Source organism: Stenotrophomonas sp. GD04024 (genome assembly GCF_029837545.1).
GTDB lineage: Bacteria > Pseudomonadota > Gammaproteobacteria > Xanthomonadales > Xanthomonadaceae > Stenotrophomonas > Stenotrophomonas forensis.
The window spans coordinates 61922-87924 of the sequence record NZ_JAOEDV010000014.1 but is presented as its reverse complement, the minus strand read 5'-3'; the positions used below and the strand labels follow the sequence as shown (position 1 = coordinate 87924).

Here is a 26003-nt window from a genome sequence, read left to right as displayed (position 1 = left end):
TGACCATGAGTACCCCCGCCAACTTCAACGGCGCACGCCCGGTGATCGATCCGGACAACGCCGCGATGCTGCTGATCGACCACCAGAGCGGCCTGTTCCAGACCATCGCAGACATGCCGTTCAGCACCGTGCGCGCCCACGCCACTGCACTGGCGAAGATGGCCACGCTGGCCCGGATGCCGGTGATCACCACCGCCTCGGTGCCGCAGGGCCCGAATGGCCCGCTGATCCCGGAGATCCACGACGCCGCGCCGCATGCGCAGTACGTGGCGCGCAAGGGTGAGATCAACGCCTGGGACAATCCCGAATTCGTTGCCGCAGTGAAGGCCACTGGCCGCAAACAGCTGATCATCGCCGGCACCATCACTAGCGTGTGCATGGCGTTCCCGTCGATCGCCGCCGTCGCCGACGGCTACCAGGTGTTCGCGGTGATCGATGCCTCGGGCACCTATTCGAAGATGGCCGAGGAGATCACCCTGGCGCGCGTGGTGCAGACCGGCGTGGTGCCGATGGACACCGCCGCGGTTGCCTCGGAGATCCAGCGCAGCTGGAACCGCGACGATGCACAGCAGTGGGCGGAGGTCTACACCAGGATCTTCCCGAACTACCAGCTGCTGATCGAGAGTTACCTGAAGGCGCAGGACGTGCAGAAAAGCCACGAGCCGCTGGATTCGCAGCGCAGCTGAGCGCGCAAGACGGTAGAGTCCAACGCGTCGGGCATGGCCCGACGCTACAGAGGAGATCCGCATGGCCTACGCACGCATTGTTTCGACCGGCGACAACTACCTGCACCACATCAGCAATGGCAGCTTCGATGTGGATGCGGACGAGCCCGCAACGCTTGGCGGCCAGGGCAAGGGCTTCGCCCCGTTAGACCTGTACCTGGCCTCGCTGGCGGCCTGCACCGCCATCACCCTGCGCATGTACGCGCAGCGCAAGGGCTGGGAACTGGGTGAGTTCCATGCCGAACTACGCTCCGAGCGTGACGGGGATGGACGCTTCCACGTGCACCGCGTCCTGCATGCCAGCGCGGAGCTGAGCGATGCACAGTGGCAGCGCTTGCTGGAGGTAGTGGAGAAGACCCCGGTGACCCTGGTGATGCGCGAGGGTGCACGCATCACCAGTGAGCGCGGGGCTGCGGCTTAACCCCATCCGCGCATGGCGTGGATCTACTGTAGAGCCGAGCATGGCCCGGCTCCACCGACAGCTCAGCGCCGTGAATGCAGCACGGTGCGCTGGCGCATGGCGTTGAACTCCTGCTCCACCTGCTGGATGTCCTCGGCCTGGAAACCGGCCGCATCCAGCAGCTGGTCGGCAGCCGCCGCCGCCAGCGGATCGTCATCGCGCTGGCGCCAGCAGCGCGCCGGCAGGAAGTAGCCCACTTCGCTGCGCCCGCGCATGATCACCACCGGCCGGCCGGCATACAGCAGGAACTCCGCCAGATGCTGGCGCAGCCCTTCCACCGATACATAGGCAGGCCCGATGCCCAGCAACTGGCTGGACGGTTCAGGACTTTCAAACAGCTTGCGACGGCTCATCCACTCCTCCTTTCGTGCAACGCGTGGTCTCCTTTCCTTAGACGGGCGCATCGCTGCGCCCCCGCCACGCCCGCCGTGATCTGCATCACGCGATCCGGCTAGAAGCCGGTATTGAACTCCAGCTGGAACACGTCGATCGACAGCGGCGCACCGGACACTTCCTTGGCCGCCATCCACTTGCCGCTGATCCAGCTGCGCGCATCCAGCGCGTAGGCACCGCCCACGTAGTAGCCGCGGGCATTGGTGCCGCCCAGGTGGAAGTTGGGGTCGTTGTAGGCATCCGGCAGCGCATCGGCCTCGATGTGCTTGTAGCCCAGCAGTGCCTGCCACTGGCCCTTCTCCCTCAGCTCGGTGGCACCGAAGCTGGCCTGCACCATCCACGCGGTATCGCCGCTGCGGAAGGTGTTGATGCTGGCGGTGCCGCCCGCGTCGTAGTTGTTGACGATGCCATTGTTGGCACGGCTGAACATCGCCTGCTTGTCGTAGGCCAGGTTGCGGATGTAGTCACCGTCCAGGCGCAGGCCGATGCCCTGCGCCAGCTGCGTATCCCAGCGCAGGTTCAGCGTGGCCAGGCGGAACGCCGAGGCCAGGCCGACGTACTGCGGCGTGGGCGTGTTGGCCGGGTCCAGCGGATTGCGCGCGATGTCGCGGATCAGCATCAGGGTGTTGCCCTTCTGCATGAAGGCCGGGCGCGACCAGTCGGTATCGCAGCCCACCGCACCTGCATACAGTGCGCACGGCGAAGACAGGCGGCCACTGATGTTCTTGAAGTCGTAGTAGCCCAGCGCCGCGCGCAGCGCGTTGTCATCGTTGAAGCGCCAGTTCATGCCCACCTGCGCACCGGACAGCCACTTGTTCTCGTTCGGGGTCTTGACCCGGCTCTGGCTGGGCGAGCTGTCGGAGGTGTACTCCAGCGGCACCACCGCCAGGTTGCCGAACAGGTCGAGGTCACCGCCGTCGAAGTCGTACTTCAGGTTGGCGGCCAGGCCGTCGAAGTTCAGGTCGTTGGAGAACAGCGTATCGCTGGTCCAGAACGGATTGCCGAAGCGGCCACCGCGCACCGTCACCCAGTCCGCCGGGCTGTAGGCCAGCCAGGCCTGGTCCAGCCACACATCCTTCTTGCTCAGGCCGCCGCCCAGCTGTTCGGTGGTCGACACCGGGCCATTACTGCTGCCGCTGGCCAGGCGCACGCCGGCGGTGGTGTGCTGGCCGATGGTCGCTTCGATGCCCAGGCGGGCACGGATGCGCCACAGGTTGCGGCGGTCCTGGCGGCTGTTCAACAGCGGCGGCAGCTGCAGGTTGGTGTTGGTGTTGGTATCGAAGCCATTGCCGGAATTGATCGCCGGCCAGTTGCTCACGATGTCGCTGTTGCGCTCAGAATAGAAGCGCGATTCGCTGCGCACGCGCATGTCACCGGTGACCTTGATGCGCTTGGTCCATTCGGCCACTTCGTTCGGCGCCGCCCAGCCTTCCGATTTCGCTTGCGCCATCACATCCTGGCGCACTTCGTCACGGATGCCGTCGCGCACGCTCTGCGGCACGTAAGGCACGCGCACGTCGCCGGCTTCCAGGGCCACGCCGCCGCTGGCAGCCGAACTACCGCTGGCGGCGGTGCGTTGGGCGGCGGCCGCTTCGGCTTCGGCCTGCACCAGCAGCGCCTGGCCGTCTTCGGGTTTCAGCGCGCCGCTGGCGATCAGGCCCTTGATCAGCTTGACCATGGTGGTTTCTGCGGCCATCGCACCGGCCGGGGCCGCCAGGCTGAGCAGCACGGCGCAGCACAGCAGCGCCCGTCGGGCCGGCCGCGGGCGGCGGGAGTCGGTTCGTGCGCGGACGTGGTCGTTCATCACGGTTCTCATCGGAAGAGTGGAAATCACGGAAGTCGGGAATCAGGCCCCGGGCCGGCGGCCCTGGATCAGGACGCGGGCGGGGAAATCGAGCGACGGCGGCGGTGCCTGGTCGACCTTGCCGATGCGACGCAGCGCATCGACTACGGCCGCATCGGCCTCCTCGTTGCCACTGCCGCGCACCAGCTCGACCTTCTCCAGGCGGCCATCGGCGGCCAGCCACACATTCACCTGCAGCTGGAACGCCAGGCGCTTGACCTTGTCGTCGCGCGCGATCGCCTGCTGCATCAGATAGCCGAGGTAGCGCCCATAGGTGGCGTTGCCGGCACCGCCGCGGCCGACGCCGGAGGTGCCGCCGCCTGTGCCGGACTGGATACCGAAGTTGTCACCGCCGGCCTGTGCGTCGGCATTCATCGTTACCGGGTCGGCGTTGTCCGGGGTCGGCGTCGGTTCTTCCGCCGGGGTCGGCTGATCCAGCGGCTCCGGCTCGGGTACCGTCTCTTCCGGCGTTTCCGGCTCAGGCGGCTTTTCCGGCGGTGGCGGGGGCGGTGGCGGAGGCGGCGGCAGCGCCAGCATCGGCGGCTGCACCACCGGCCTGCGGGTACTGGCGGTGTCCTTGAACAGCAACCACCGCACCGCGATGCCGAGCACCAACAGCGCGGCCAGCACCAGCGCGACGGTCACCAGCAACGAGCGGCCGCGCATGCCGGGCTCCGGTCGAGGGGGTTGATGGGCCGTCATGCCTCAGCCCTGTGCCTTGCCGGTGACCAGCCCGACCTGGGCCAGCTCCAGCCGCCGCAGCAGGTCCAGCACCTCTACCACGCGCGCGTACTGCACCTGCGCATCGCCGCGCACGATCACCGGGAAGTCCGGCGTGGTCGCGCGCTCGGTGCGCAGGCGGTCTTCCAGTTCAGCCATCGTCACCGGGTAGGCATCGAGGAACACCTGGCCACTGGGGTCGATGGTGATTGCCTTGGTTTTCGGCTTCTCCAGCGCCACGCTGTTGCTGGCCTTCGGCAGGTTGACCTCGATGCCGGGGATGGAGGCGTTGCTGGTCAGGATGAAGATCACCAGCACCACCAGCAGCACGTCGACGAAGGGCGTCACGTTGATGCCCTTCTCGCGCTTCTTGATGCCGAACTTCGCCTTCTGGCCCATGGCGCGCCCCTCAGCCCTGGACCGCGGCCGGGCCGCGCCCGTCCTGCTCTTCGGCCAGGCGCGCGGCGAACTCGTCGATGAACACCGCCATGTCCGCGCCGATCGCCTCGGCGCGTGCACCCAGGTAGTTGTAGCCGAACAGGGCCGGGATCGCGACGCCGAGACCAGCGGCCGTACACAACAGCGCGGCGGCCATGCCCGGCGCCACCGAGTTGATGTCCACCGCGCCGGCCATCGCCGCCACCACGAACACCAGCATGATGCCGATCACGGTGCCGAACAGGCCCACATAGGGCGCGCCTTCAATGGTGGTGGACAGCCAGTTCATGCGCCGCGCCATGCCTTCCTGCTCGCGCACCATCACCGCATCCATCGAGGCGCGGATGGCGGCGATGGTGGCCGCGCTGAGGTAGCCGCTGTTGCCATCACGCTGGTGGCGCTGCTGCATTTCATCGATGGCGACCTGGTAGATGCGCCACAGCGAACCCTCGTGCATCGCGGTCGGCGCCTTGCCCTGGCGGTCCATGTCGGACAGGGTGCGCAGCGGCACGCCGGACAGCTTGCCGAAGCTCTCGGTGAACACGGCATTGGCCTTGCTGGTGCGGCCAAAGTGGCGGCTCTTGGCGATCATGATCGCCCACGACAGCAGCATCATCAGGCCAAGGATGGCCACCACCACCCAGGCGTCGAACGGCATCGCCTTGAGGATGAAACCGAAGTGGCTCTGCCCGGCCGACTGCTCGTCGGCACCGTAGCTGATCAGGCGCGAATCGGCGCCCTGCGCGGTGGCATCGGCCAGCAGCAGCGCCGCCGGGCGCGCCACCCGCGAGATGCGCAGCTCATCCAGCGCACCTTCGAAGTTGGCCAGCGGCTGCGCCGCACCCGCAGCATCGGCGCCCACCACGGCGGCGGTGTTCAGGGCCGGCAGATCGCCACTGAGCTGGGCGACCACGCGCCCATTGAGATACAGCTGCAGCGCCCCCTTCTCTGCGGTCAGCGCGACATGCGCCCACTGCCCTTCCGGAATCGGCTGCGCAGGCGTGCTGCGCTGGCCGTTGAGCTGCACGAACGGCACGCGATTCTCGATGCCGAGCACCAGCTCGGCCGCACCGTCGCGACGGGCATAGATCGCCTGCGCGGCACTGTTGCTGCCCGGCTTGATCCACGCGGAAACGGTCAATGGCGCGCCCGCCTGCTGCGCCAGCGAGGCGCTGGCCGGCAGCGGCAGCGGACCGCCGCCGAGCTGCACGCCACGGCCGATCACCGAGCCTTCCGACGTCGGCACCACGGCCCCGGCATTGTTGCCATAGGCGGTGGTGTCGCGGGCCGGGGCATTGGCTTCGGCGAAGTGGTAGACCAGCGTGTAGTCCGGGTCGAACACCTGCTGGCCATTGCCGCTGGCCGGGGCCTTGTCGTTGCCGTAGTACATCCAGATCGTCTGCGGCGCGGCGGCACTCACCGCCGGCACGTCGACCCAGACCAGTGCCAGGCCGAGCTTGGGATCGAACTGTTCGATCTGGTGGGCCAGCACGGTGCGGCCATCGCCCGAGACGAAACGCAGGTCGCTGCCCGCATCCTGGGTGCCATCGAAGCCGAAGTTGCCGGTATGCAGGCGCAGCAGCAGCGGTGTGCGGCCCGGGTCACCGGCCAGGCCCGCGCCCTGCGGGCCGGCGTCGACGGTGATCGGCTTGCGGTACTTCCATTCGGCCTGCCACCAATTGGCATCGGCCGCAGCGGCAGGCAGCGCAACCAGCGCGGCCAGCAGCAACAACACTCGGGAAAGCAAACGGTCCATGCGAAGGGTCTCCGGAGAACGCATGTTCAAGGGAAGGGTCAGTAACTGGTGCTGATGTTGAAATGCAGGCGCGGGTCGTCCTTGCGCGTGACCGGGCCGTCGGCGTAGGGCCAGGCGTAGTCCAGGCGCAGCTGCAGGTGTTCGCCCAGGCGCAGCTGCGCGCCCAGGCCGACCGAGGCCAGGTTGTACTTGTCACGCTGATCGGGCAGCGGCTGGCGCAGGCGCAGGTAGGCCGCGTCGGCGAAGCTGTAGACGCGCAGGTCGGTGCCGCTCCACAGCGACCACGCCGGCGTGCGCCATTCCAGGCTGGCCAGGCCGCCGTAGTCGCCGATCGCTTCGGCCGACAGATAGCCACGCACGGTGTACATGCCGCCGGCGGCGAACTGCTCGGCCGACACCAGCGGCGCGTCGGTCACCTGCAGCGAGCCGCGCGCATACCACTGCCAGTCGCTGCCGAAGGTATGGGTGTTGGCCACGTCGGCCTTGAAGGCCACGAAACTCGGATCGGCCCAGAATCGCTTCTGCCCGAATGCAGTGGCATCGCTGCCGTAGCCCAGCAGGCGGCGGGTGCCGGCCACCAGCTGGGTATTGATGCTCAACTGGTCCTGCTCGCCCTGGCGCACGCCCACGAACGCGAGGGTGATCGGCGCATACTTCAACGGCGTCTTCAGGCTGCCCTTTTCCATCTGCGTGTCTTCCTCGGTGTCCTTGAAGTCCACACCGAGGCTGAGCTGGCGCCACCACTGGCGGCTGCCGGCCAGGCGATAGTTGAGCTTGAGCCCGATCGAATGGCCATTGCCGATCACGTTGGTGCCTGACCCGGTGCCGACCTGCGCGCCGGCATTGAGCACCCGGCTGTCGGACTTGTAGCCGGAGGCTTCCAGGCTCCAGGGCGTGCCTTCGAACGGCATCATGTACGACGCCGAGAACACCTTGGCCTGCTGGGTGTCCTGCGGCGCCAGGTACACGCCGACGTTGACGCTGTGCCCGCGCTGCCACAGGTTGTCGTAGGCCAGCGCGGTGCTCAGGCGCAGCTTCTCGGTATCGGCGCTGCGATCGTTGTTCAGTGCCGCGCTGACGCGCCACGGCGACTTCTCTTCAACCTGCAGGTCCACGTCCATGGTGCCGGGCACCTGGCCTTCGCGCACAAGTGGCATCACCTGCCGGCGCCCGCCTTCGTTGAGCGCGGTCAGTTCCTTCTGCGCCTGCTCGAAATCGGGCACCTTGCCTTCGGCCAGCGCCGGCACGCGCTCGCGGATGCGTTCGGGCGACTCGTGCTTCGTGCCGACCACGCGCAGCTGGCCGATCGGCGTCTGCTCCACCTTCAGCAGTACCACGCCGCCACTGACCTGCTGTTCCGGCAGTTCAACGTAGACCGACTGGTAACCGGCCTGCTGGTACAGCGCATTGACCGCATCACGCGCCTTCTCGACATCGGCCAGGGTCTTGCCCGGGCCGAGGAACGGCTCCACCGCACGTTCGATCTGGCGCGGATCGAGCACGGTGTTGCCGCGCACGATGTATTCGTTGATGTTCACGCTGGGCGCGGGCGCCTGCTGCGCGAACAGCGGCATCGGCATCATGGCCAGCGCCAGCACCAACGGATGCAGGCGCAGCGGAAGGCGGACGGCTCGGGACGGAACAGGAGTCATCGAAGGCATCGCGTCGTATCGAAGGGAATGGCCATGGAGCGGCGCGTGGATCTACCAACAGGACGTGCACGTCGCGTCAAAGCCGCCAACAGTTTTGTGACAGCCCTGTCATCTTTTGACAGCGCCGCAACCCTCGCGGGCGGACACTGCGTTCGCCATACGTCTTCGCTGAAGAACACCGGTTGCCGCAGGAGATTCGAGATGAGCAGTTCATTGAAGGCGGGCCTGCACCCTGCCCTCGCCCTGGCACTGCTGCTGGTGGTGCCAGCGCTCCATGCCGGGGAAGCGAAGCAGCAGGACGATGCCGCACCATGCATCGAAGTGCAGGTCAACGGCGAGCGCATCCCTGCCTGGGACTGCCTGCAACGCAAGCTGGCACCGGCGCCGAAACCGGCGAAGTCACCGACGCTGCCCGATGCCGAGCGCCTGATGCGGCAGCCTGGCAACCAGCTGATGCAGTACAACCTGGAAGGCACGCGGCAGCGCATGGGCGATGCCTTTGGTCGTTCGGTGGTGCCGCAGCGTCCGGCGCGCTGAACCCGTGCATCTGCAGCCAAGCGTGAGCTCGGCGCTACGGGGCGCCACGCTGCGCAGCGGCCGGCACGATGCCATCCGTCGGCACCGGTGGCAGCTCCGGCACCGGCAGGCTGCGCGACTGCCCGGCCTGGTTCAGTTCCACCGTGCTGGCACTGATGCTGGCCAGTACCGTGCAGGGTCCCAGCCGCTGGCCCGGTGCGTACGCTTCTGCAGGACGGCCATCGACCGAGAGCAAGGCCAGCGGCGAATGCTCGCCGGCCATCACCCCCAGCACCACCACTTCGGTCTGGACGGCGCCGGGCGAAAGCAGCCGCACCAGCGGCAGGCTGGCCGCCGCCGCGAACACCGGCCGCACAGCGGCCTCGGCAGGCGCTTCGCTGGCCACCGCCGCGGGCGCCACCGCAGACAGGGTCACCGTCCAGTAGGCCACCACGGCCAGCAGCAGCGTCGCTGCCAGCACGGTCAACAGCCGATTGCGATCCCAGCGCCTGTCCATGTCCTGCACCATCGCCACGTTCGTGTACGCCTACGCTAGCAGCTACCGCTGACGCTTTTGTTTCATCATCCGCGCATACGCTGGCAGGCATCGGCAAGGACCGGAGGCAATGTCGATGCTGCACATTCCGCGTGGTTTCACCCTGCTGGAACTGATGGTGGTGCTGGTGATCATCGGCATCTGCACGGCCGGCATCGGCCTGGGCCTGGGCAGCCTGCTCGACCCCGCGCGGCAGTTGCGGCAGGAGGCCGAGCGGCTGGCACAACGCCTGCAGGTCGCGCGCGACGAGGCCCGCATCGATGGCAACACCGTGCGCTGGCAGGCCGACGCCGACGGTTACCATTTCAGCCGCCGCGAAGGCAGCCGCTGGGTGGACATGGAGCGCGACGACCTGCTGCGGCCGCAGACGTGGCAGGCCGCCGGCATTTCGGTGCAGCCAGCCACCGCCATCCAATTGAGCCCGGAGTGGATCGGCGTTGCCTGGGAAGTGCGGCTGTCGCTGGACGGTCGCCAGCTGCGTCTTCGTGATGATGGCAGCGGACAGTTGCAGGTCGTGCAGTGAAACGGAACACGCGCGGATTCACCCTGATCGAAGTGCTGATCGCACTGGCGATCGTGTCGATTGCCCTGGCCGCGGTGATGCGATCGGTCGCGGTCGCCACCGATGATCAGTCGCGCCTGCGCGACCGTCGGCTGGCCCTGATGTGTGCGCAGGATCGCTGGCAGGAACTGCGCCTGGCCGGACAGGTACCGCAGGAGGCACGCCAGCGCTGCCTGCAGGGGCGCAGCCGGTTCCTGGTGCTGCAGCATCTGGGCACCGGGGCGGATGGGCAGCCGCAGCTGGAACTGAGCGTGGTGGCCGAACAGTCGCCGCGGCAGTCGCTGGCACGGATGCAGCTGCCCTGGACAGCCACGCCGTGAAGCGCCCGGTGCACGGCTTCACCCTGATTGAAGTGATGATCGCGATCACCATCATGGGCGTGCTGGCACTGATCTGCTGGCGGGCCATCGACAGTGTGGCCAGCAGCGGCCAGCGCCTGCGCCAGGCCGATGCGGAGACCACCCATGCATTGCGCGCGCTGCAGCAGTTCCAACGCGATGTCGAGATGCGTGCCGATGATGCGCTGATGAATGGCGCGGTGCGTCCGGCGGATCAGCCGCAGCGGTTGCTGCCGCCCTCGCTGACCAGTGAGCGCCACCCGGACGGGAGTTTCGCGCTGGAGATCACCCGCAGCGTGGGCAGCGACGGGCTGCGCTGGCAGCGCGTGCGCTGGTGGCGGCAGGGGGATACGTTGTGGCGGGCCAGTGGCGCTGCCACTGATCGTTACCCGCTGCCTGCCCCCGAGCCGTCGAAGGGCATTGTGGTCGCACGCGCCGTGCAGCGCTTCGAACTGCGCGCGTGGCAGCCCGGAGCGGGCTGGGCGTTGTTGCCGGGCGAAGGCGATGTGCTGCCGGCCACCGGCCTGGAGCTGCGGCTGGAGCTGCGCGACGGGCGCGGTGCGTTGAGCTATCGGCGGGTGGTGGGGTTCTAGTGCGCCTTGGGAGGAAAGTCATCCACGCATGGCGTGGATCTACTGGCGAACAGGGCGAGGCATCCACGCATGGCGTGGATCTACTGGCGGGCAACGATGCGCTGCCCTTCTGCCGCCGGGCGCACTCCTGCACCCGGCGGCGCCGTGTCGGTGGTCCTCACCGCTGATGGCCGCTCCCTGCCCTCCGTGCCGTCCTGGCTGGGGCCGCCACCCCTCCATGGCGGCTGGCCCGATGCTGCCGCCTGCAGCGCCGTTCGATGCTCAGCGGCGCTGCTTGCCTTCATCGCGCCTGGCCTGCGGGAACTGGAAGGCGCTGTTGTCGTCGTAGCCACCGCTGGCGGTGTTGCCATGCGCCGGCGGCTGGATGCTGCTGGTGCCACTGCCGAAGCCGAGGATCTGCACGCTGATCACCGACGGCTGGTTGCGCCGCGCGTCGTCCTGGCTCTTGCGCATCACGTCCTGTGCGGCCTGGCTGGCACTGTTTGCCGCTGCACTGGCTGCCGCCAGCGCGTTGACGTTCACCGTGGCCAGTACCGGCAGGCCCTTGCTCTCTCCCTGCACCTGGATGTTGGCGGCGTTGAGCACCTGCAGCGCAGCCAGGTTGATGTTGCCCGACACGCGGATGCCCGCCTCGCCCGCGTCGATGGTGCCGAGGGGCGCGATCAGGTCGACGTCGCCGGCCGGCACTTCCGGAATCGGATTCAGCGTGGCGAAGCCCGCGCCGGTCGCAGGCGCCAGCGGTGACAGCACGACGTTGCCCCAGCCGTCGTAGACGCGGCGCGGCGGGGTATACAGCAGCGTGGTGCGCGAGCCGCGCCCGGCGTTGATGTTGCCCTGCTCCGACCAGCCCAGGATGTCACCGCCGAAGGTGGTCATCACCCGCGACAGCCCCAGCAGCACGCTGTCCTGGCTGAACAGCCGGATATCCCCTCGGCCCTGGGTGATCAGGCCGGAACTGGCTGGCGGAACCTCGCCCGCCACGCCCAGTACGATCTGGCCGCCCGGCGCCAGCAGCTCGATGTTGCCACCGGCTTCGGTACGCACGCCGGAGCCACCGAACATCACGATGTCGCCGGTCCGGTCGAGGGTCGCACCGTTTGCATCCTTGTCCGGCATCAGGGTGGTGATGGCTTCGCGCCCGCGCAGGTAGGAGCCGAAGCGCGGCCCCTCGGCATCGTTGTACTCGCGGCCTCCCTCGCGCAGTTCGGCATAGAAGACCTGGCGCAGGAAGATGTGCTGCTGCTCCTTCGGCAGCGCATCGAAGGCGGCCAGTGCGGAGCCGTCGTCGACGCGCATGCCGAATCGCTGCGACAGCCACTGCTTCAGTTCCGCGTCGTAGATCTTGGCCACCTTCCCCGGCTGCGCCCCCAGCGGCTGCGCAGGATCGGCAAGATTGGCAGCCTCCAGGTAGCGGGCGCGCACTGCATCGAAGGCGATGTGCTGGTCGCCGGCAGTCAAGGAAACGCTGGCACCCGGCCGGGTGTCGCCCTGGATCAGGCCGCCGGTGGTGGTCACGCTGCCCGCGTCCTCGAAGCGGAGCTGGCGGCCCGCGCTGACATCAACGTTGCCCGGTCCGGCCACGCGTACCGTGCTGCGCACCACATCGCGCCCGGCCTGCACCACGGTGATGTCGGTGGCAGTGGTGTTCATCGCGCCGATGCTGGACACCAGGATGTCGCCGCCGGCGCGCACCTGCACCGGGGCGGAAAGATCGCTCCAGTTGAGCAGGCTGCGCGTGCCCATGGCGTTATCCAGCGTCCACTGCCCACCGGTCCTCAGGCCGACGATGTCACCCTGCACTGCATAGAATCGATTCGGCGCGTTTGTGCCTTCGCGCAGTTCCCGCGCCAGCGGCGCATTCGGGCCGAACGCGAACAGCGGCAGCGAGGCGCGCGGATTGCCTGCCACGCCATCCACCGAAGCGTTGCCGATCACCGTGGCGCCCACCTCGGCGGTGAAGGCCGGTGCGAACGGCGACGGCAAGCGCACATCGGCGCCGGAGCTGCTGATGTCGGCACCGCGCATCGGCACCAGGATCGAGTCCATCGCCAGCACTTCCAGCGAACCGCGTGCCGAGGGCGCGGTCAGCAGCACATCACGCGCATCACCGCCCGTGGTCGAAGTTTCCGCAAGGCGGATGCTGCCGCTGGCGGCCAGCATCCGCAGCTGCGAGGGATACAGCCAGTAGCGAAGATCGGCACCGCCGCGTTGCTTCACCGCCTCGGCGAACAGTTCGCCGGACTCGGCGGTGGCCATCACGGTTCCCCTCTGCTGGCCAGGTGCGAGGTCGCCACCGGCCGAGATCAGGTCCACCGCGGTATTGGCGGTCCACAGCGAGAACCAGCTGCTGGAAGCGGCGGTGCGGCCATCGCCCAGCGCCAGTGCGTTGTAGCTGGGCACCGGCACCCGGCCGGCGTCGGCCACGCCGGCCAGCACCAGGTCGCCGCGCGACTGCAGGGTCGCCACCGCGTCGCCCAGCACCAGCACCGGCCCGCCCATGGCATCGCCCAGCTGCGCGCGGAACGGATCTTCCTGCCTCAGGCCGCTGTACGGCGCCACGTAGTGCGCCACATTGGTGACCATGCCACCGATGCGTGTCGCGTCCAGCTGCATGCGCCCGCGCAGGTTGACCAGCGCACCACTGAGCGGCAGGTTGGGCTGGTTCAACGATGGATCGCTGGTTGCCAGTGCAAGGTTCGGATTCAGCGCGCCACCCAGGCGCACCGCCAGGTCGCCGCCACCGGTCAGGTGCAGCGTACCGTCGGCCTCGACGCGCCCGGTCGAGCCCACCGCTGCCACCACGCCGGACGAATGGCGTGCCAGTGAATTGACCACGGTTCCGCTGGCCACGCCCGCGTCACGGCCGGCCTCGAGGGTGAGGTTGCCGCCACCCAGCGTGCCGAAGCCCATGAAGCCCACCATGCGCGCACCGGTCAGCGTCGGCAGGCTGGTGTAGCTGCCGAAGTTCACCCACCAGCTGGTCGCCGTGGGCTGCGCCCCGGCCCCCCCCGGGCTGCCCTGGCGCCACAGCCAGTTGCCCACCGCGCTGGGGGCAAAGCCCGCGCCTTCAGTCTGGCTGCGCGGAGTGACGTCGAATCCGACCTGGCCGGCGCTGTCCCACAGGTCACCACGGATGTCGCGGCCCGCGGAAACGGTCAGGTTTCCGCCGTGGTCCGGATACCAGGCCTGCCATGCCCCCAAGGCGGCTGCATAGCGCCCGTCCGCATCGGTCGGCCCAAGCACGGTGGACAGCCCCGGTGCCGGCGCCCGATCCGGATTGAACGCTGCATCGCGCCCGTTGCCGAGCGATGTCGGGGCGCCGGCGGTGTACACGCCGAAGCCCGACATCATCCGCACGTCGCGGCCGGCCAGCAGCTGCAGGTCGCCCTTGCCGGTGCGCAGCACGCTCCACAGCGGCGTGCCGAGCTTCGAGCCATAGATCGTCTTCTCGATCAGTTCGCCGCCGCCATAGCAGTAGTCGGTGATCGCGCAGAAGCTCTCTTCGGTCATGCCGAAGATCTCGGCGAATTCCTTCGCCGACATGCCCACCGCCGACTCGTCGCCCACCAGGTCCAGCGAGGCCTGCTTGGCCACCAGGCGCGGGGCCAGGCCGCAGAAGCCTTCGCCGGCGTCGCACAGCGTCTGCTCGTCGACGCCCAGTTCTTCGGCCACTTCCTTCAACGGGCGATTGGCGTAGGAGGGATCACCGATCAGCGCAAGCGCGCCATCCAGGGTGAGGACCCGCTCGCCGATCCACTCGCTGGTCTTCTGCACGGTGCCGATCGTTCCATAGTGGCTGTCGGCCAGGATCAGGTCGCCCTTGGCGTCCAGCCGGCGCAGGCGCGGATCGGCTGCCGAGGTATCGGCACCGGCCACGGCAGTGACATCCCACGACGTGGTGCCTTCCGGCAACATTGCCGCCAACGCCCAGTTGCGGCCCTGCCTGCCGTTGGCATCGGCCGGCCGCAGGTTGACCGGCTTGCCGCCGGGCAGCTTCACCGCGGTCATCGACGGAATCAGCGAGCCCGGTGCCAGTGCAACCGCGCCGGACAGTTCCATGGCCTCCGGCAACGCCGCGCCTGCCGGCCAGAGCTGCGCCGCCAGCGTTGCTTTCGAAGCGAGCCGGAAGCCCGCGCCCAGCCGGTCACCGGCTGCCAGCTGCAACGGCTGCTGCAGCAGGCTGCCCGCGGCCAGCACGGTGCCGTCGGCGAGGGTGACGGCTGCCGGCAGCACCGTGCCCGCCGCCAGCAGCAGGCGGGCGCCCAGCCGCATCTCCGCCGGCAGCACGGTGCCGGCGGGCACATCGGTCTGCGTGACCGGGATCGCGTAGTTCAGCACCGCGCCCTTCGGGAAACGTGTCGCGGCCTGCAGCGTCACGCCATCGATGGGCACCACGATGTCGCCGCCAAGCGGCGTGATGCGCAGCGTATTGGCATCGGCCGTCTCTCCGAGCATCCAGCCCGACTCATCCGGATTGGCCGGGGGCGGCGCGAAGCCATCATTGATGCTGCCATAGATGCTGAGATCGCCCGCTGCGCGCAGCACCAGCGCAGCCGACTCGCCGAATCCACGGCGCAGGGGGTCATTGCGATTGGCCTGCGGACCATAGCGGTAGCCGGACAGGTCCAGGTCGCCGCGCACGGTCAGGTTGCCGGTGGGATTGTCGGCCGATACCTGGCCCACGATCTCCACGCCAGGCCGCAGCCGCACCTTGCCCAGTCCCGCAGTGCGCGCCGCCAGATCGGCGTTGCCGAGTGCGGCGTTCATCCATGCCTGGTTGTGCGGATCGACCACCGTGTCCAGCCATTGCTGGGTGACCAGCTGCGGCCGATGGCCATTGACGTCCGGCGTCGCTGCCAGCGGCGCGTCGGTATAGCGCCGGAAGGCATTGACCAGCACATCCCGCGCGCCGGTGACCGACGCACCGGACTCGGCGCGCACTGCTGCATCGTCAGTGCCCCGTCGCGGCACATTGAGGGTGAAGGTGCCTCGTGCCACGCCATCGTTCTGGCCTGGCGCGGTGCCCTGTGCAACTGCGGTGCCGCTGCGCAGGTCAACGCGCGCGGCACTGCCCAGCACCACCTCGCCGTCGCGACTGCCCAGCTCCACCAGCGCACGGTTGCTGCTGTCGATGATCTTGCCGTAGCTGTCCACCCGCAGCCCGCTGCCGTGTGCATCCAGCAGCCCATCCACCTGCAGGCGGTCACGCGCGGCCAGGCGGATGCTTCCCACCTGCTCTCCGCTGGCGTCGATGGTACCGAGCACATGCAGGCTGCCGCCATCGATGCTGAGCGCAACGTTGCGCGCCTTCAGCGTGTCGGTCACGGTCAGGTCGCCCTGCTTGAGCTGGAAGCTGCGGGTACCGAAGAAGCCGCCCGCATCCAGCTGGCGATTCAAGCCGGCGAAGTCGGAAAGCTGCTGCGCGCGCAGCACCAGTTCGCCGCTGTCATAGGGCACGGTGCTGCCACCGGTGGCCTGGCGACCGCTCGCGCTGCCACGCAGGGTCCCGGCCAGCTCGATGCGGCCCGCGTTTTCGCCCAGCGCATTGGCAGTGATCCGGCCTGCGCGGTTGTTCGATGCCGAGACGTCGATGCTCGAGCCAGCGGCGGCCAGCACGTTGCCCTGGCGCGCGGTGAGTTCAACGTCCCCGCCCCAGCTGTACTTGTCCAGATCGTCCATGCGGATGCGACGCCCGGCCAGGTCGATGCGGGCGTTGCTGCCCAGCACCACGTCGCCGTCCGCCCTGGCCTGCAGGCGGCCCGAGGCCAGCGCCACGGCAGAGTCGATCAGGATATTGCGTGCCTGCAGCCCCAGTTCGGCGCCCAGCGCGTCGTGCCCCTGGGTCTGGCCGGCGCCGCTGATGCGCAGATCACCCCCGCTGCGTACCTGCAGGGTGCTTCCCGCCGCGCCGGTCAGCAGCGGTGCCTGGATGTCCAGTGCGCCGCCGCTGTACTGCCAGCCCGTGCCGGCCTGGTAGGCGCCCTGGGCCTGGTAGACATCCAGCGTGCCCTTGCCGGCGAACTGCACCTGCTGCGTGGCCCGCAGCGAGACGCCGTCGAACCCGAGCACCTGGCGATTGGCCGGCACTTCCGAACTGGGGCGTGTATAGGGCGCGCGTCCGAGGATCAGCGAGCGGGTGTTGAGCTCGAGCTGTCCATGGCCGAGCCGATCGACCATCGCCGCGCCCGGCGCCTGCGGGGTACCGTCGGTCAGCACCGTCGACACCGCCTGTGTGCCATCCCATACCAGCGTGTCGGCATAGATGCGGGCCTGGTCACCGGCCTTGCCGTAGCCATGGATCGCCGGCGCCCCCAGCACCAGCTCGCGCAGGCTGCTGTTGCCGGTGGCCGGATTGCGCGTGTCCAGGTCCACGCTGCCGAATACATTGATTGCGTCGCGCGCGGACAGGCTCAGTGTCTCCAGCGCGGGCGTGCCAAGCGCGGTATTGCCCCGCAGCAGCTGCTGCAGGGTCTGCTGGTTCAGCGCCAGCCCCTGCGGCAGGGCACCCTGTGCAGCCATCGCCTGCAACGATGCAGCATCACCGAGGTTGATGGCGGTCATCGACAGGCCCAACCGGCGCGTGCCATAGCTGACATTGTCGCGCAGCTGGAACCCGCCCTCGGTACTGACATTGATGCTGCCCTCGGACAGCAACCGGGTCTGCCCGGTGCAGCTGTCGCTGCGGCAGGCGCCCACATCGATCGCCACCCGGGCGGCCGCGCCCCCCGACAGCAGGTTGGTCTGACCGTTGGACACGGCCAGCACGCCCGTGGTCGCGTCGAGCTTCATCAGATAGCCATCGGTGGCGTCGTAGCCGGGCTTTCCACGCCCGACCGTACTGATCACGGCGCCCTGCTCGATCACCACGCCCGCGCCACCGGCTGCTGCGCCCAGGATCACCTCGGGGGCGCTCAGCGTTGCACCGGAACGAACCAGCACGCCGCCGCCTTCCGATTTCACATTCAGCGTGCCGGGCAGAGTGGCGTCCGGACGCAGGGTCATACCGACCATCAGGCGCGAGGGCTGCAACGCCGTGAGCGCGTCGGCGAAAATGGCCGCCATGCTGCCCGCGCTGGCGCGCTGGCCTGCACCCAGCACTTCCAGCGTGCTCGGGCCACCATTGCCGACCACCGACACCGTACCGCCGAAGCCCTTGCTGCCAGCCTCGGCCGCGAAACGTGTCATGCCCTGCATGCGCAGTGCGTCTGTGGTGCCCAGACCTGCACCGGCGCCCAGCGTCAGCCGCAGCGTGCCGGCGTCCACCGACTGCATGCCACGCGCGATGCCACGGCGCGCCGCATCGTCCTGCACGAACGCGTTGTAGCCGGTTTCGTTGTAGCCGGAGTGGCGGCGCACCACGTCGGCCGGGGTCAGCACCAGGTCCGTCCACAACGGCGATGCGGCAGGCGCAAGCCCCTGCGCCTGCTGGCCGCTGACTTTCCACGAGCCGGTTCCGGTGGCGGTGGCCAACGCCTGCTGCGTGCCCTGCGCCCCTACTTCCACCCGGAACGCGCCCGGCTGCAGCGCGTAGGACGCCGGCAGCAACGTATAGGTGCCCGCCGCCAGGCCCGGCACCCCTTCAGGCACGGTGATGCGCTGGCCGATGCCCGGGTCGGCGCTGCCGTCGGCCAGGCCCAGCGGCGCGATGCCGTTGCGGTAGGACGGGACAATGGCATACACCGCGTTGCTGCTGGCGCTGAAGGTGTAAGCCGGATTGGCGTCACGCAGTGCGTGGCTGCGCACGTCCACCGAGCCGCTGCGGCCACTGACGAACCCTGCGCCGGTCAGCGTGCCGCCACCGGACAGGTCCAGCAGTGCACCGGCCTGGATGTCGACACTGTTGGCATGCAGGTCGACACCCACCGTGTCCACGGCGCTGATCATGCCCACCAGGCTGGGGCTGACATCCTTGCCGTTCAGGCGCCAGCGCTGGCCATCCACGGTGCCACCGAAGGGAACGCTGAGGCCGGCTGCGCTGCTTGAGGTCACACTGCCGGGCAACAGCGTGATACGCGACGCACCATTGCCTGGGCCCAGGCCGCCGATCACCAGCTGTCCCAGCGGCGCGCGCACCACGCCTCCCTGCTCGACCGTGGCGGCAACCAGCGCCAGCGAACCGAACACCGAATCGGCCGCAGGAGGCGTGGCGCCGGTGCCATGGATGCGAAGCACGCCCTTGGCATCGGTCCAGTTGTTCTGTCCACCCAGCACATCGTAGATCGATACCGCGATACGGCCCTTGGTTCCGGCAACCGGATAGATCTGCGCGGCCGTGATGTCCAGGCTCGACGGCGCCAGCAGCTGGGTATCGAAGAAGTTGCTGTTGCCACTGACTTTCGCCAGCAGCCGCAGGTCGCCGCTGCTGGCAAGGTAGGCGCTGCCGAAGCCGGCCAGATCGACCGTATCGCGTACGTCCAGCACCTGTGCCGAGGCGCTGAAACTGTGGTTGCCGGCGTCGGCACGGGCCGCCACCGGAGCCACAAAGGGATTGTCCGAGGTGTCACGGAACCAGCGTGCCTGCGCAAGGCGCACATAGGGCGCCTGCACGTGCAATGCCGATCCCGCCGCGCTGCCGGTGGCCATGCCCATCGCGGCATCGCTCAGCCCGTACAGGCGCAGGCTCTGCCCCACGCGCAGGTCGACATCCCCCTGCGCGCGAAGATCGCCGAACACCGAAAGATGGTCGAAGCCACCGGCCTGCACCTGTGCCGCCGACAGCTCGGCGTGCCCGTGCTGCAATGGCGTGGACGCGCCAGGGGCTGCATCGCTGGACTGCTGCACCAGGGTGATTGCACGCGGGCCAAGTTCCGCAGCGCCCGCCCGGCGCTCGTACACCCCACCACCGAAGGCCACGCCCAGCGTGCCGCCCTGCGCGCCCACGCCACCGGCCGCCGCCCGCAGCGTGCCATCCAGGTACAGGCCATTGGCCGAGCGCAGCACGATCGTGCCGCCGTCGCTGGCCACGGAGCGGGTGCCACTGCCATCCACCGTCAGCGTCTCACGGGTACCGGACGCATCCAGAACCGCGCCGCGCTCGACCACCACGAAGGCATCCGGCGGACGGTTCTCCAGCGCATCGCGCGACTCCCAGTCCAGCGTACCGCCGATCCCGATGCTGCCGCCCGAGTGCAGCACGCCCTGGTGGCGACCCGCGGCGTCCTCCGCGGCGAAGCTGTCGCCGGACACATCCAGCAGCGCGTTGCTGCCGATGCGATAGCGCAACGGGGTGCCGCCGATCTGGTAGCGCTGCTGGTTGTCGCGCACATCGTCGAGGCGGATGCTGCCTGCCTTTGCGATCAGCGCACCGGCCACGTCGATGTTGCCACCGCCGCGCAGCTCGATCGACTGCCCGGCATCGACCTGCACGACCGCGTTGCTGCCGATCCTTACATCTCCGCCCAGCGTATTGCGCTGCGAGCGCAGCAGCACGCTTGCGCCCTGCCGCTGGGTGACCGACCCGCTACCCGGGTCGAATGCATACAGCGGTGCCGTCCAGGCCTCCAGGCCCTCGCCTGCGGTCGCTGCATCGGCAGCGGCCTGGCGCACGCGCAACGTCGGTGCGCGCACGTCCAGCCGGGTGCCATCGGCCACCTCAAGCCCGGCATGGCCGTTGATGTCGTACTGACCGAATCCGCTGCGCAGCAGCGTCGGTGACAACCACAGGCTGCCATCGTCGCGGGCCCGGTCAGCCAACGTCACCTTGCCCCCGGTCGCCAGCTGCAGGGTGCCGGCCCCCGTGCCGCCCAGGCCGCTGAGCCGCCCGTCCAGCTGCAAGCGCCCACTGCCGTCGGTGGTCACCTGGCTGCTGTCGGCCAGCAGGGCGATGTCACCGCCCTTGCCTGCACTGGCCTTGCCCTGCAGGTCGACGCGTCCACCTGCATCGACACTGATGCGGCTGCCTGCGGCCAACGACACATCATGGCTGCTTTCCAGCTGCACGCGACCGCCGTTGATCCATGCCTGCGCGCTGCCGGCGCCGCCGTCCAGGCGCTGGTTTGCCCAGCGCCCGTCCAGGTCGATCACCGCCGCTTCGCCCAATGCGACCACACCACGGCCGTTGGCCTGCACCACCTGCATGCGGCCGGTGGCGTCGGCCAGGAGGTTGCTGGCAGTCAGGCTGCCACCGCCAATCCGGACCTGGCCGTTGATGTCGATGCGGCCACCGACCAGGTTCAGCTGCCCGCCATCGGCAAGGGCCAGCTCACCGTCGATGCGGATGCCGCCTGCCGTCGCCAGGTCCAGCCGGCCCCACTGCTGGGCGCTCAACTGTGCACCATCAAGCCAGACGGTGTTGCGCCGGCTCTCATCCAGCGCGCTTTGCAGGCTCCAGCGTGCGGTGGCCGCCGCGGCCGTGCCGATGCGCACCTGCGAGTCGAACACCGCATTGCGGCCGGTACCGTCGTAGCGCCCCAGCCACAGCTGTGCGCCGCGTGCCACCGCCGTCTGCGATTGCACGTAGCCATCGGTGCTGCTCCCCGGTGCCCGCGTCTGCCGCACGCCATTGAACACGGCAGTATCGATCTGCCCCTCCAGCACCGCGGTCGGCGCCGAAACCAGCAGCCGCCCGGCATCGCGTCCCACCGTGTAGCCATTCTCGTAACGCGATTCATTGCCGATCAACGGATTGCGCCAGGCTTCGGTGATGCCCCAGCGCGCCTGTTCCACTTCAAAACCGCGATACAGGCCGGCGAATCCACGATCCACCGGCGCGTCGTCCAGGCGATACAGCTGTCCATCGTTGCCGCGCAGCCAGCTCTCCTTGAGCATGCCGCTGGCCACATCGAGGCTGCCGCCGGACAGATTGATCCGCGAACCCGCGGCGCTGACCACTTCACTGCCGGCAAGCTGCACGGTGCCGCCCTGCGCGGCCCATTCGCCGATGGAGTGGCGCTGGTTGCCCAGGTAGCCGCTCACTTCCAGCAGCCCTCCGCCGGCATACCAGCGTTCGCCTTCATGGCCACCGGTCCCGGCCGGCACGTAGATCAGGCCGCGCCGGTCGACCCAGACCCGGCTGCTGTTGAGCGTGCCGGCATCGCGCACGTCCGGGGCATCGCGCAGTTCGTTGCCCTGCACGTTGATTTCCAGCTGGTTGCTCTCCATCGCCACCTTCACCCCGGTGGCACCGGATACATCCACGCGTGCGCCATCGCCCAGCAGCGTGCGCTGGCGTGCGTCGACCACGATCTGGCCGCCGGTGGCCAGGGTCAGCGACCCGGCCTGGGCCTCGACCGTGCCACCGGAGACGATTTCCACGCGCGACTGGTCGCGCCGATCCTGCAGCCGCGACAGGTTGTCGAACGCGCCCTGTGCGGCGGTACTGCGCACCTTGTCCTGGGTGGCCGACTCGTTCAGCAGCGCCTGGCGCTGGCTGTCAAGCGCGGTGGTCCTGCCATCGTCCTCCAGCAGGATGGCCGTGGTGGCATCGCGGCCGAGGGTCACGCTGGCCTTGCCATCGCTGGCGGAGGTGAGCAGGTGCACGGTACCGCGCTGGTTCAGGGTGCTGGTGGCGACCGCGACGCCGGCCTGCTCGACATGACGTCCGGCCAGCGTGATGTCGCCTTCGCGTGCCTGGATCAGGCCGCTGTTGCGCACATCGCCTGCCGTGCTGCCCGCCACGAAGCGCGGCGCGATCTCGTTGCCACCTGTAGTGGACGACGTGTTCTGTGCCGTGCCCACGCCGCGCCGGATCACGAAGCTGTCGCCCGCGGCGAGCTGGGTCTGGCCCTTGCGGGTGTCGATCTGGCCGGCATTCTCCACGCTGCGCCCTGCCAACAGGACATAGCCGCCCCCGCGCGTGGCCGTGGTGGGCTCATGGGTGGCAATGCGTGCACCTCGCTCCACCATCACCTTGCCGAACGCCTCGGTCAGCGCATCCGAACTGGCGTTGACGCTGTACAGGCCTTCATCACGGAACTGCGTGTCGCTGATCCGCGCGGCCGCCGCCACCAGGTTGCGCACGTTCACCTGGCCGTTGTTGCCGAAGATCACGCCGTTGCGGTTGACCACGAACACGCTGCCGTCGGCCTTCAGCTGGCCGAGGATCTGGCTGGGCCGCGCGTTGGGGTCGTTGACCCGGTTCAACACCGCCCAGTCAGGGTTCTGCAGGAAGTTCAACGTGGTGTTGGAACCAATGTTGAAGGTCTCCCAGTTCAGGATCGCCTTGTCTGCGGTCTGTTCGATGCTGACCTGCACGCGGCCATCGGCGCCCTGCGCCTGGATGGCCTCGCGGGCGTTGGTCCAGCCCCGCGTCAGCGGGTTCTCATCCACCTTCAGGCCGTCCTTGCCCAGCCCGTCGGCGACCACGAATCCCGCGTCACGCCGTGCCTGCCTGGCTTCCTGCTGCAGCCGCTGCTGCAGCGCGATGGCCTGTGCGGCGGTTCCCAGGTTGTCGATCGACTGTTGCAGCTGCTGGCGGGCTGCATCCTGCTGCTGCGCGGGCAGCTGGAACTGGATCGGCACCCCGCTGGGCATGCGTCCACTCTGCGCGGCCGCGCCCTGGGCGGCACCGCGGTCGGCAAACCAGGCCGGGCTGAAGGCCTGCTGGGCCTGACTGGCCGGCGCCACCACCGTGCCAAGCGCAACGGCGACGGCCCAGGCCATCGGGTGGCTGCGGCGCAGCGTGGACGGGCGCGAAGCGGTCGTGAGCGGATGCGACATCTGAACCTCGTCAACCTGGTTGGGCGGCCGCGATCACGGCGCGCTCTGAAGGATCGGGCGGCACGCGCCCTGCTTCTGTAAGACGGGGACGGCTGCGTGAAGCCGACATCAAAAGACAGCGTAGGCACTGCGCGAAGCGGCCGGAGTGCGGCCGGAACCGGGGCCGGCGAGCACACGCAAGAGACGCCGGCCTCACGGCCGGCGCTCGGTTCAAGCACTGCGTTCGACGCGATTACGGGCGGCCGAGGCCGGCGCAGGCGCTGGCGTTGTTCACGCCGTTGACGCTGCTGGCGAGCACGAAGCGGGTGCGGATGGCATCACGCCAGGCCGGGGTGAGCGGAACGAAGCCGTGGGCACGCGACGCGGCATCGTTGTTGCCGTTGTAGTGGCCCAGCAGGAAGCCGCGCAGGGCGAGCGCAACGTTGCCGGCCTTGTAGCACTGGCCCAGCTCGAAGGTGGTGTAACCCACGATCGGGTAGCCGACGGCCGGCGGGTTGGTGAACACCGGGGCCCAGTTGCGCACGTCATTGGCAGCAGCGCCGGTCGGCGGCAGCACCGTGTCCAGGGTGGCCTGCACGCTCGGGTCGTTCGGCGAGAAGCCACGCACCTTGGCGATCTTGGTGGCGTCGCTCAGGTTCGGCACCACGTCCGGGCCGATGTAACCGATCGCACCGGTGGTGGCGTAGACCTTGTCATACAGCGGCTGGCTGCCCAGCGCCGAAGCGGTGGTGAAGTTCGCCGGCAGCGACGAGAACTGCTTCCAGAACTCCTGGGTGGTGCTGAACTTGCCGCCGATCAGGGTGCTGCCGGCGGTGTCGCTGGCCGAGCAGGCGCTGGCCAGGAAACGGGTCAGCAGTTCGGTGGTGCCGCTCTTCTCGTTGCGGTACACGACGGTGATCGGGCCCGAACGATTCGCGTCCAGGGTGCTCCAGTTGGTGATCGTGCCGGCGAACACGCCGCACAGCTGGGTGACGCTCAGGTCAAGGTTGCCACCGGCGCTGTTGAACGGAACGGTGACCGAGGTGCCGACCGACGGAATCTGGATCAGCGGGCCGTAGGTCGGGGCGAAGTTGGCGGCGTAGGCGGCAATCTCAGCGTCGGTCAGCACCGAGTCGCTGCCGGCGAAATGCACGGTGCCGGTGGTCTTGAACAGGTCGGCACGGTTTTCCAGGAAGGCCTGCTTGCCGGTGCCCGAGCCGGTCACTTCATAGCTGAAGTTGGCCGGCAGGATGCTGTCGGCCGAACCCTTGTACAGCTTGGCCGGCAGCGACGCGCCACCGCCCTGCACGAGCGACTGCGCCGAGGCGGCACCTGCGGTAGCCAGCAGCGCGGTGGCAACCAGCGCGGCCAGGGTCTTGTACTTGTTCATGATCTTCTCCTGAAGGGTTTACTGCGAAGGGAAACACCAAGGGAGGAACGGTCACTTCACGCCTGCTGCCGCCAAGGGCCTCCCAGCCCACTCTGCGGCGACGTGTCCATGCTGGTCCGCGCCGATGACAGGCCGCTTAAGAAACCTGTGGAAGATCAGGAAAAGGTGTGGAGGATTGTGTGGAGAATCGGGTGATTCCATCCGCGCAGGGCGTGGATCTACTGCACCAGCTGGTTCATCTCCATGATCGGCATCAGCACCGCCAGTACGATGGTCAGTACCACGCCGCCCATCACCAGGATCATGGTCGGTTCCAGCAGTGCGGTCAGCGCCATCGCCCGGCGCTCGATCTCGCGTGAAATCGTCTGCGCAGCGCGATCCAGCAGTGGCGCCAGCGAACCGGTTTTCTCGCCACTGGCCACCAGGTGCACCAGGATCGGCGGATACACTTTCTGCACCTTCAGCGCAGAACCCAGCGCCGCACCTTCGCGTACCCGCGCGGATACGTCATCGGCGCAGCGCACCAGCAATGCATTGCCCAATGTCTGCCGCGCCGCCTCCAGGGCACGCAGCAGCGGCACACCGGCATCGAGCAGGATCGCCAGCGTCGAAGCAAAGCGCGCACTGTTCACGCCCAGCACAAAGCGCCCGACCATCGGCACGCGCAGCAGCATCGCATCCCAGCGCAGGCGCAGCTCGGGCCGGCGCAGTGCAAGCCGCCACGCTACCACCAGCGCGCCACTGCCCAGCGCCACCCACACGCCCGAGCTGCGCACGAACGCGCTGGCAGCCAGCATCACCTGGGTCAGCATCGGCAGCGTCTGCCGCGCCTGCACGAACGCAGTCACCACCTGCGGCACGACGTAGCTGAGCAGGAAGATCACGATCGCCACCGATACCAGGCTGATCGCCGCCGGGTAGATGAAGGCGGTCAGCACCTTGGCCTGCAGTGCATTGCGCTCCTCGATGTAGTCGGCCAGACGCTCCATCACCCGGGCCAGATCTCCGGAGTCTTCGCCTGCACCGACCAGCGCACGGTAGATCGGCGGGAAATCACGCGGCCGCGCGGCCAGTGCCACGGTCAGGCGCTGGCCGGCGCGCACGTCGGCACGCACCGCGGTAAGCGCCTGCGCGACGTGCGGGCGCTCGGCCTGCTCGATCACCGCACTCAGCGCGCTTTCCAGCGGCAGGCTTGCGGCCAGCAGGCTGGCCAACTGGCGCGTGGCCCAGGCCAGCTCGCTGGCCGACAACCGGCGCGCGCCCCAGCCACTGCCTGCAGCGCGTGCCGCACTCACCTGTACCGGTGTCAGCCCGCGTCCGCGCAGCAGCTGGCGCGCGCTGCGCGGGCTGTCGGCATCCAGCTGTCCTTTCTCGATGCGGCCCTGCGCATTGGCGGCCTGGTAGTCGAACAGTGCCATCGTCGCC

Annotated in this window: 16 protein-coding genes; 6 read left to right on the top strand and 10 right to left on the bottom strand. The window is 68.7% G+C overall.

Going from position 1 to position 26003, the window contains the following annotated elements; genetic code table 11:
* Together N7590_RS07110 and N7590_RS07105 are read left to right on the top strand one after the other, a co-directional pair.
* Window positions 1–686: isochorismatase family protein (locus tag N7590_RS07110; protein WP_279935273.1), on the top strand; the 686-nt coding region annotated here is incomplete at its 5' end.
* 61 nt (window positions 687–747) lie between these two features.
* The gene (locus tag N7590_RS07105) at window positions 748–1146 is read left to right on the top strand and encodes an OsmC family protein (protein WP_164242987.1); all 399 of its coding nucleotides are present in this window, start codon (window positions 748–750) and stop codon (window positions 1144–1146) included.
* Between the two features lie 62 nt (window positions 1147–1208).
* On the opposite strand, the gene N7590_RS07100 is transcribed toward N7590_RS07105, so the two are convergent.
* From N7590_RS07100 to N7590_RS07075, 6 genes are all read right to left on the bottom strand, one after another.
* On the bottom strand, window positions 1209–1538 hold the full coding sequence (locus N7590_RS07100; protein ID WP_164086353.1) for a hypothetical protein: 330 nt from the start codon (window positions 1536–1538) through the stop codon (window positions 1209–1211).
* A gap of 98 nt (window positions 1539–1636) precedes the next feature.
* Complete coding sequence (locus N7590_RS07095; protein ID WP_164242988.1) at window positions 1637–3382, bottom strand: putative porin; 1746 nt, start codon at window positions 3380–3382, stop codon at window positions 1637–1639.
* Between the two features lie 42 nt (window positions 3383–3424).
* A complete protein-coding gene (locus N7590_RS07090; protein WP_279935271.1) occupies window positions 3425–4087 on the bottom strand; it encodes a cell envelope integrity protein TolA in 663 nt (220 codons plus the stop codon).
* 39 nt (window positions 4088–4126) lie between these two features.
* Complete coding sequence (locus N7590_RS07085; RefSeq protein ID WP_005409874.1) at window positions 4127–4540, bottom strand: biopolymer transporter ExbD; 414 nt, start codon at window positions 4538–4540, stop codon at window positions 4127–4129.
* Between the two features lie 10 nt (window positions 4541–4550).
* On the bottom strand, window positions 4551–6335 hold the full coding sequence (locus N7590_RS07080) for a MotA/TolQ/ExbB proton channel family protein (protein ID WP_164241154.1): 1785 nt from the start codon (window positions 6333–6335) through the stop codon (window positions 4551–4553).
* 38 nt (window positions 6336–6373) lie between these two features.
* Window positions 6374–7987, bottom strand: coding sequence for a ShlB/FhaC/HecB family hemolysin secretion/activation protein (locus N7590_RS07075; protein WP_279935269.1), 1614 nt, complete (start codon window positions 7985–7987; stop codon window positions 6374–6376).
* Window positions 7988–8188: 201 nt separating this feature from the next.
* Between N7590_RS07075 and N7590_RS07070 the strand changes: the two genes are divergently transcribed.
* Window positions 8189–8524, top strand: a complete 336-nt coding sequence (locus N7590_RS07070) for a hypothetical protein (RefSeq protein ID WP_279935268.1) — start codon at window positions 8189–8191, stop codon at window positions 8522–8524.
* Window positions 8525–8558: 34 nt separating this feature from the next.
* Here N7590_RS07070 and N7590_RS07065 read toward each other — a convergent pair whose 3' ends face one another.
* A complete protein-coding gene (locus N7590_RS07065; RefSeq protein ID WP_053451321.1) occupies window positions 8559–9020 on the bottom strand; it encodes a general secretion pathway protein in 462 nt (153 codons plus the stop codon).
* 115 nt (window positions 9021–9135) lie between these two features.
* On the opposite strand from N7590_RS07065, the gene gspH reads away from it, so the two are divergent.
* From gspH to N7590_RS07050, 3 genes are read left to right on the top strand one after another with little or no spacing between them, the layout of a single operon-like run.
* Entirely contained in the window at window positions 9136–9582 is a 447-nt protein-coding gene (gene gspH / locus N7590_RS07060; protein ID WP_345781929.1) for a type II secretion system minor pseudopilin GspH, read from the top strand.
* The gene (gspI, locus tag N7590_RS07055; RefSeq protein ID WP_053449914.1) at window positions 9579–9941 is read left to right on the top strand and encodes a type II secretion system minor pseudopilin GspI; all 363 of its coding nucleotides are present in this window, start codon (window positions 9579–9581) and stop codon (window positions 9939–9941) included. Before gspH ends, gspI begins: the two co-directional genes overlap by 4 nt.
* Entirely contained in the window at window positions 9938–10552 is a 615-nt protein-coding gene (locus N7590_RS07050) for a prepilin-type N-terminal cleavage/methylation domain-containing protein (RefSeq protein ID WP_164241157.1), read from the top strand. The genes gspI and N7590_RS07050 overlap by 4 nt, the downstream gene beginning before the upstream one ends.
* Before the next feature lie 261 nt (window positions 10553–10813).
* On the opposite strand, the gene N7590_RS07045 is transcribed toward N7590_RS07050, so the two are convergent.
* The 3 genes from N7590_RS07045 to gspF all read right to left on the bottom strand — a co-directional run bounded on the left by N7590_RS07045 (window position 10814) and on the right by gspF (window position 25996).
* Complete coding sequence (locus tag N7590_RS07045) at window positions 10814–23209, bottom strand: filamentous haemagglutinin family protein (protein ID WP_164241158.1); 12396 nt, start codon at window positions 23207–23209, stop codon at window positions 10814–10816.
* Between the two features lie 232 nt (window positions 23210–23441).
* Window positions 23442–24578, bottom strand: a complete 1137-nt coding sequence (locus N7590_RS07040; protein ID WP_164241159.1) for a substrate-binding domain-containing protein — start codon at window positions 24576–24578, stop codon at window positions 23442–23444.
* A 218-nt stretch (window positions 24579–24796) separates the two neighbouring features.
* A complete protein-coding gene (gspF, locus tag N7590_RS07035) occupies window positions 24797–25996 on the bottom strand; it encodes a type II secretion system inner membrane protein GspF (protein WP_164241160.1) in 1200 nt (399 codons plus the stop codon).
* Window positions 25997–26003: the final 7 nt, after the last annotated feature.

Bases quoted from the DNA above. Each gene is read 5' to 3' on its own strand.
- N7590_RS07105 (WP_164242987.1), top strand. From the start codon at position 748: ATGGCCTACGCACGCATTGTTTCGACCGGCGACAACTACCTGCACCAC.
- N7590_RS07100 (WP_164086353.1), bottom strand. From the start codon at position 1,538: ATGAGCCGTCGCAAGCTGTTTGAAAGTCCTGAACCGTCCAGCCAGTTG.
- N7590_RS07095 (WP_164242988.1), bottom strand. From the start codon at position 3,382: ATGAACGACCACGTCCGCGCACGAACCGACTCCCGCCGCCCGCGGCCG.
- N7590_RS07090 (WP_279935271.1), bottom strand. From the start codon at position 4,087: ATGCGCGGCCGCTCGTTGCTGGTGACCGTCGCGCTGGTGCTGGCCGCG.
- N7590_RS07085 (WP_005409874.1), bottom strand. From the start codon at position 4,540: ATGGGCCAGAAGGCGAAGTTCGGCATCAAGAAGCGCGAGAAGGGCATC.
- N7590_RS07080 (WP_164241154.1), bottom strand. From the start codon at position 6,335: ATGGACCGTTTGCTTTCCCGAGTGTTGTTGCTGCTGGCCGCGCTGGTT.
- N7590_RS07075 (WP_279935269.1), bottom strand. From the start codon at position 7,987: ATGACTCCTGTTCCGTCCCGAGCCGTCCGCCTTCCGCTGCGCCTGCAT.
- N7590_RS07070 (WP_279935268.1), top strand. From the start codon at position 8,189: ATGAGCAGTTCATTGAAGGCGGGCCTGCACCCTGCCCTCGCCCTGGCA.
- N7590_RS07065 (WP_053451321.1), bottom strand. From the start codon at position 9,020: ATGGACAGGCGCTGGGATCGCAATCGGCTGTTGACCGTGCTGGCAGCG.
- gspH (WP_345781929.1), top strand. From the start codon at position 9,136: ATGCTGCACATTCCGCGTGGTTTCACCCTGCTGGAACTGATGGTGGTG.
- N7590_RS07045 (WP_164241158.1), bottom strand. From the start codon at position 23,209: ATGTCGCATCCGCTCACGACCGCTTCGCGCCCGTCCACGCTGCGCCGC.
- N7590_RS07040 (WP_164241159.1), bottom strand. From the start codon at position 24,578: ATGAACAAGTACAAGACCCTGGCCGCGCTGGTTGCCACCGCGCTGCTG.
- gspF (WP_164241160.1), bottom strand. From the start codon at position 25,996: ATGGCACTGTTCGACTACCAGGCCGCCAATGCGCAGGGCCGCATCGAG.